Origin of the sequence: Hymenobacter profundi (assembly GCF_019334315.1) — a bacterium.
Lineage (GTDB): Bacteria > Bacteroidota > Bacteroidia > Cytophagales > Hymenobacteraceae > Hymenobacter > Hymenobacter profundi.
The window spans coordinates 1-5,633 of the sequence record NZ_JAHWGL010000170.1 but is presented as its reverse complement, the minus strand read 5'-3'; the positions used below and the strand labels follow the sequence as shown (position 1 = coordinate 5,633).

4 protein-coding genes are annotated in these 5,633 nt (G+C 60.6%); 1 reads left to right on the top strand and 3 read right to left on the bottom strand.

Annotated features, from left to right (window positions below; translation table 11 throughout):
* Window positions 1-46: 46 nt before the first annotated feature.
* From KYK14_RS21435 to moaC, 3 genes are all read right to left on the bottom strand, one after another.
* The gene (locus KYK14_RS21435) at window positions 47-2,296 is read right to left on the bottom strand and encodes a S41 family peptidase (protein WP_219161705.1); all 2,250 of its coding nucleotides are present in this window, start codon (window positions 2,294-2,296) and stop codon (window positions 47-49) included.
* Between the two features lie 226 nt (window positions 2,297-2,522).
* Window positions 2,523-3,683 carry an NTP transferase domain-containing protein gene (locus KYK14_RS21430; RefSeq protein ID WP_219161704.1) on the bottom strand — a complete coding sequence of 387 codons (1,161 nt, stop codon included), beginning with the start codon at window positions 3,681-3,683 and terminating at the stop codon, window positions 2,523-2,525.
* Window positions 3,673-4,161 (bottom strand): cyclic pyranopterin monophosphate synthase MoaC, encoded by a 489-nt coding sequence (gene moaC / locus KYK14_RS21425; RefSeq protein ID WP_219161703.1) that lies wholly within the window; start codon window positions 4,159-4,161, stop codon window positions 3,673-3,675. Before moaC ends, KYK14_RS21430 begins: the two co-directional genes overlap by 11 nt.
* Before the next feature lie 212 nt (window positions 4,162-4,373).
* Here moaC and KYK14_RS21420 point away from each other — a divergent pair, with 212 nt between their 5' ends.
* The gene (locus tag KYK14_RS21420; RefSeq protein ID WP_219161702.1) at window positions 4,374-5,591 is read left to right on the top strand and encodes a molybdopterin molybdotransferase MoeA; all 1,218 of its coding nucleotides are present in this window, start codon (window positions 4,374-4,376) and stop codon (window positions 5,589-5,591) included.
* Window positions 5,592-5,633 lie beyond the last annotated feature (42 nt).

Sequence of the window (5,633 nt, the reverse complement as noted above, 5' to 3'; positions counted from 1 at the left end):
TGAGAAGGTCCTTCGCGCTGCTCAGGATGACTGTAAGTGAGGAGTGCTACCCGGCCGTTTCAATCAGCTGCACGGCTCTTTCCAGCAATTCGTCTCTACCCTCTTTGATGCCTTGGATGGTAGGCTTCACCTCGATATCCGGCGCAATGCCGATGCGCTGGGTTTCGCGGCCATCGGGGTAGTACACGCCCAGGCCGGTAATCATGGTAGGGATGCCGCCGGGCAGCATGATGTTGGACACGTTGCCGTCGGCGCCGGCCGTGGTGCTGCCGATAACGGTGGCATTGGGGGCAGTGCGCAGAGCCATGGTGGTGTATTCGGCCTGGCTCTGCGAGATTTCATTCACTAAGATGACCACTTTGCCAGGGTAGGGATTCGCTACGCCGGGCGACACCGAAACGGGTTCTGGCATCAGGGGGAAAGTGCCTGGATAGGTTATGTCGGGGCCGCTGAATAGCGCAAACTGTGTGGGTTTGGGCACCAGGTACTGCGACAAAGCAAACACCACGAACTCGGAGGGGTAGTTGCGGATATCAATCACCATTCCCTTCGTACCTTCTGCGGCCTGCATAATTTCTGGCAGCTTATTTTTCTTGATCGTGCCCAGCGAGAGGTAGCCGATATTACCCGGCAGCAACCGCCAGGCCGAGGCTGCTGGGTCCGGCGTGCCCCAGTTCATTTGCATATCGAGCTTGGTGCTTGCGTAGCGGGTGAGCGTGAGCGGAAATTCCTTGCCGTTGCGGCGCACCACCACAGGTACTTTCTCTGTGTTGCCGCGCAGCAGCAGGTTGGCAATGTTGCGCAGCTGGGCCGGCTCGTTGGAGGCCGGGGCAAGGGGCTGCCACTTTTTCACCAGCTCCGGCACCGGCACGCCGTCGATTTTCACCACCACGTCGCCCACTTGCAGGCCCGATTCTTTCCCGAGCGTCGCATGGTAGTAATCCGTCACTACGGCCTGGTTTTCCACGAAGCGAAGACGCACCGGCGCGTACAACTTACCGTTGTAGTGGGTCAGCACCTCATCCTGATAAATATTGGCGTGCGTGTCGTGAATGCGGGCAATGAGCGCCAACAGGGTAAGGTGATACTGCTCGGCGGTGCCGGCGCGGGTCAGCTTGGGAATAAACTCCGGCAGCACTTGTTGCCAATCTTCCCCGATGGCATACCGGTAGGGAAAGAAATAGGCAATCATGTTCCAGTAGCGGTAGAGCGCCAATAGGCGCAGCCCGGCATCGGGTAGTGCGGTGCGGCCATACGGTGCTTCGTGCTGAAAGACGGGGTTGCCTACGTTCGGAGCCGCACTCACGTAGTAGTGCTCTCCCTGGTTTCGGTTTTGGCGCAGGTACGTGAGTTGGCTGCGAAGCGCTTCGCCGAGCTGTTTTGTATCTGATAGCCACGCCAGATCGGGTTGCAGGCGCACTTTGTCGGCAGGCAGTTCTACGCATGTTTTGCACGCGGGCACTTCTCCAAACTTCTTCACCCAAGCACTCAGCAGCTGGCTGCGTTTCTTCTCGTTGGGTGCCGACAGCACGGCGGGCAGCACCCGAAACAGCTCGGCGTCCATGTTGAAGTTGCCAGCGGCCACGGCCGGGTGGTAGTACTTCACAAAGCCCCATACCCGGCCCAGCACCGCCAGGTTCTCTATCTGCTGCGTGCTGAGCTTTTTTGGAAACGTAATTCCCGAGGCCTGCTGAAACGCAGTGTCTCGCGCTGCTGGCTTAACGGACATGGTTCGCGTAGCTACAGCGGACAGCGGTTTATTATCAATGGTCAGCTCCAGGTCGTCGAACCAAGCAGTGCCGGTGCCAGCCAAAATGCCGCCGAACAGAATATATTCTGCCTGCTCCTCCAGGGGCAGCGTAATGCTGAACTGCTTCCAGTCGGTAGTGCCCCGCATGGGCTGGTCCTGGGTGTTTTTGAAAGACACGGAACCACTTGACCCATCTTCGCGCAGCCAAAGTGCCGCCGAGCCCTGCTCTGATACGCCCTCCGTTTTGATGAAGCCCTTCAGTGTAACCGACTTACCCGCGTATTGCGCCGGAATTCGCAACGTAGCCACGCCAAATTGCCCCTCCTTGGCCTGGCTATCCTGCATCCGCAGCGCATACTTGCCTTGGTGGCGCACTGCCGAGTCGAGGGTGACGCGGTAGCCTTTGCCGTTGTTGGTGTACCAAGTAGCGGGCAATTGACCACTAGGATACTCAAAATCATAGGCAGTCGCCGGGGCCGCAGTTTGCGCCAGGGAGACGGTAGCGCCGCCCAGTTGCAATGCCAGCGCGAGGTAAGGTAATTTCATAGGAAAGAGAAGAATAGGTGTATGGCATATGGAGTCAGAAATGTAGTAGAAGGTAGCAGGTAGGCTTTAAAATTTATAGCCCCGAAGCGCGAACTTTGTAGTTCACGCTTCGGGGCTATTTTACCACTTGTTGTTCTGACGCGCGAACTACATGGTTTGCGCTACTATATGGGTGCTTCAGCTCAACGCCTATCCCTTGGCAGAGCCGGGCGCCTGCAAGGCACCCCTACCCTATCTCCCGCTCGGCGGCGGCGCGCTCTTGCGGCGTATTGATGTTGCGCAGCTCCTGCGGGGCGGGCGGCATCAGGAGTTGAATTTCGCTGTTGATGAGCGCCTTGCGCGGGCAGGAGTAGCCCAGTGCCAGAAATTGCAAGAGCACCGCGTAGCTGCGCGGCTCCCAGATGGTGATAAGCGGCTCAGGCCACTCATTGTGCGGGCTTTGGTAGGCCGTGGCCACACGGCCGGCGTGGCGGTGCGCTACCAGATGGCGCAGGGTTTCGGTGGAGAGGAAAGGTAGGTCGCAGGCCACTACCAGCCAGGCGGCGTTGGGGTCGTGGCGGAAGGCGGTGAGGATGCCGCCCATCGGGCCGAGGTCCAGGAACTGGTCGGGTAGGGGCGTGAGGCCGGCGGGCAGGGCGTCGGCCTGGTCGGCGCGGCAGGACACGAACACGTCCTGGCACACCTCGGCCAGCAGGCCGGCAGCGTATTGGCGCTGTTCCTGGCCGTGATAGCGCAGCTGGCCCTTGTCGGTTTGCATGCGCTGGCTGTGGCCGCCGGCCAGCACCAGGCCGCGTAGGGGCGGTGCGCTGGCTTGCCACCATTGTTGCACCCAGTCGGCAATGGCGGCGGTGTCGTCGAGGGAAAGGACGGTGGGTTGCCGCTCGCCCAGGTGGGCTTGCAGGTAGGCGGGCAGTTCGGTTTCGCCTTCGCTCAGCAAAATCAGCTGCACGTCGGTGAGGCGGTCGAGCTTCTTTTCGAGTGGCTTTTTCGTGCTGATGATGGCAATTTGCTGTTGGGCGCGAAAGTGGTTGCCGTTCACCAGCACCAGGCTCTGACCACCCAGCCAGTGCTGCTGGGCAAATTTATCCATGCCGCGCTGCACATCGAGGCGGCGGAAGTGGATTTTGTCGGTTAGCTCGGCAGCAGCGCCTACCGTTAGCAATGTGTCGGCGGGGGCGGCTTCGTCGCCGGTGGCGTGGTCAGCGTCTACGTAGGCCGCGTGCAGGGTAGGCGACAGGTGCGGCAACAGGCGTGCTACCAAGTCTTTAATCACGCTGCAGGGCGCACCCAGAATGGCTAGTTCCTGACGGTTGAACTCGCCAGTGTTGGGCCGGGTCAGGGCAGCGTGCTTGGCGTGCGGGGCAGGTAGGGGCTGGTTAATCGACATGATGAAAATCCTGTTTGCCGCCGGTTTTTTCCAGCAAGCGCGTTTCCTGAATAATGATGTTGTGCGACAAGGCTTTGCACATGTCGTAAATGGTGAGAGCCGCCACCGAAGCACCCGTCAGCGCCTCCATTTCCACGCCGGTTTTGCCGGTCACGGACGAGGTGCATTCAATAATAACTGAATCAGGTTGCTGCACTTCAATGCGCACTTGGCAGTCGTCGAGACCCAGTGGGTGGCACAGCGGAATCAGCTCTGAGGTGTGCTTGGCCCCCATAATGCCGGCCAGAATAGCCGTTTGAAACACGGGGCCTTTGCGGGTGGGCAGGTCGCCGTCCTGCACCAATTTCAGAATTTCGGAACCGAGTACCACGATGCTGCGGGCGCGGGCCACGCGGCGGGTAGGTTGCTTCTGGCCGACATCGACCATAGCCGGCTGACCAGCAGCATTGAGATGAGTGAGTTTAGAAGAATCGGACATAGCATGAACGCGGTGTGTGATGACGCGCTTTGTGACGAAAGTTGAACAAAAAAGCAGGGTCCAGCCGGGGCTTTGCAGTGCGTTGTAGACCGTGCGAGAAAGGAGCTGATATAACCAAACCAGACGCAAATCGTCTAGTTCTACCATCGTGCTCGTTGCACAAGGTCTACCACCTATACGCGAAGTAACTCTTCGCGCTTCATCTCTGCCCTATGACTACCGTTGAAGAAGCTACCCGCCTGGTGTTGTCCACCGTTCGCACCCTCCCCACGGAAGTGCTACCCCTCCCCGATACGCTGGGCCGGGTACTGCGCCAGGCCGTAACCGCCGACCGCGACTTTCCGCCCTTCAACCGGGTCGCCATGGATGGCATTGCGCTCAACTATGCGGCCATTGCGCAAGGCCAGACGCAGTTTGAGGTGGTCGGAACGCAGTTTGCCGGCCAGCCCCTTACCCCCCTCGCCAGCCCCGCCACTACCCTCGAAATCATGACCGGGGCCATGCTACCGCCCGGCACCGATACGGTGGTGCGCTACGAGGACGTAGACATAGCAGAGCAATCCGATGGCCGCCGCATAGCCACCGTGCGCGTGCTGCCTCCCAAAGCCGGCCACAACGTGCACGCCCAGGCCACCGACCGCCACCAGGGCGACGTGCTGCTGCCGGAGGGCACACTGCTGGGACCAGCCGAGGTAGCCGTAGCGGCCACGGTAGGTGCTACCCATTTGGTAGTGGCACAACGCCCGCACGTGGCCGTGGTGAGCACCGGCGACGAGTTGGTGGAGTTGGACCAGGCGCCCCTCCCCTACCAGATCCGGCGCTCCAACTCCTATATGCTGCAAGCGGCTGTGTGGCAGGCCGGCGGCCGGGCCGAGCGGTTTCACTTCAACGATGACCCCGACGCCTTGCGCCAGGGCCTGCCGCCCCTGCTGCACCAGTATGATGCCGTGCTGCTCAGCGGGGGCGTGTCGATGGGCAAAGCCGATTTCCTACCCGCGGCATTGGCCGAGGCGGGCGTGGAGCAACTGTTTCATGGGGTGCAGCAACGGCCGGGCAAGCCGTTTTGGTTTGGGCAGCACCCACAGGGCGCGGTGGTGTTTGCGCTGCCGGGCAATCCGGTTTCCACCTTTGTGAACTACTGCCGTTACGCTGCGCCGTGGCTGCGGGCTGTGCAGCAGCCTACCCTACCCCAGCCAGAACCTACGTTTGCCGTACTGGCCGCCGATGTGGTGTTTCGTCCGCCCGTCACGCACTTTCTGCTCGTAAGCCTTGCAAGTGCTCCCGATGGTCGGCTGCTGGCCACGCCCGAGCGCGCCCATGGCTCCGGCGACCTGGCGAGTCTACTGCCCAGCAGTGGCTTTTTAGAGCTGCCTATAGGGCAAGACGAGTTTCCGGCTGGTACGGTGCTACCGGTATGGCGCTTCCGGTAATTCAGAAAATTGATTTCGATTGAAGGTGGTCAGAACGCCAGC

Excerpts from the sequence above, each read along its gene's own strand:
- KYK14_RS21435 (WP_219161705.1), bottom strand. The coding sequence starts at position 2,296 with ATGAAATTACCTTACCTCGCGCTGGCATTGCAACTGGGCGGCGCTACC.
- KYK14_RS21430 (WP_219161704.1), bottom strand. The coding sequence starts at position 3,683 with ATGTCGATTAACCAGCCCCTACCTGCCCCGCACGCCAAGCACGCTGCC.
- moaC (WP_219161703.1), bottom strand. The coding sequence starts at position 4,161 with ATGTCCGATTCTTCTAAACTCACTCATCTCAATGCTGCTGGTCAGCCG.
- KYK14_RS21420 (WP_219161702.1), top strand. The coding sequence starts at position 4,374 with ATGACTACCGTTGAAGAAGCTACCCGCCTGGTGTTGTCCACCGTTCGC.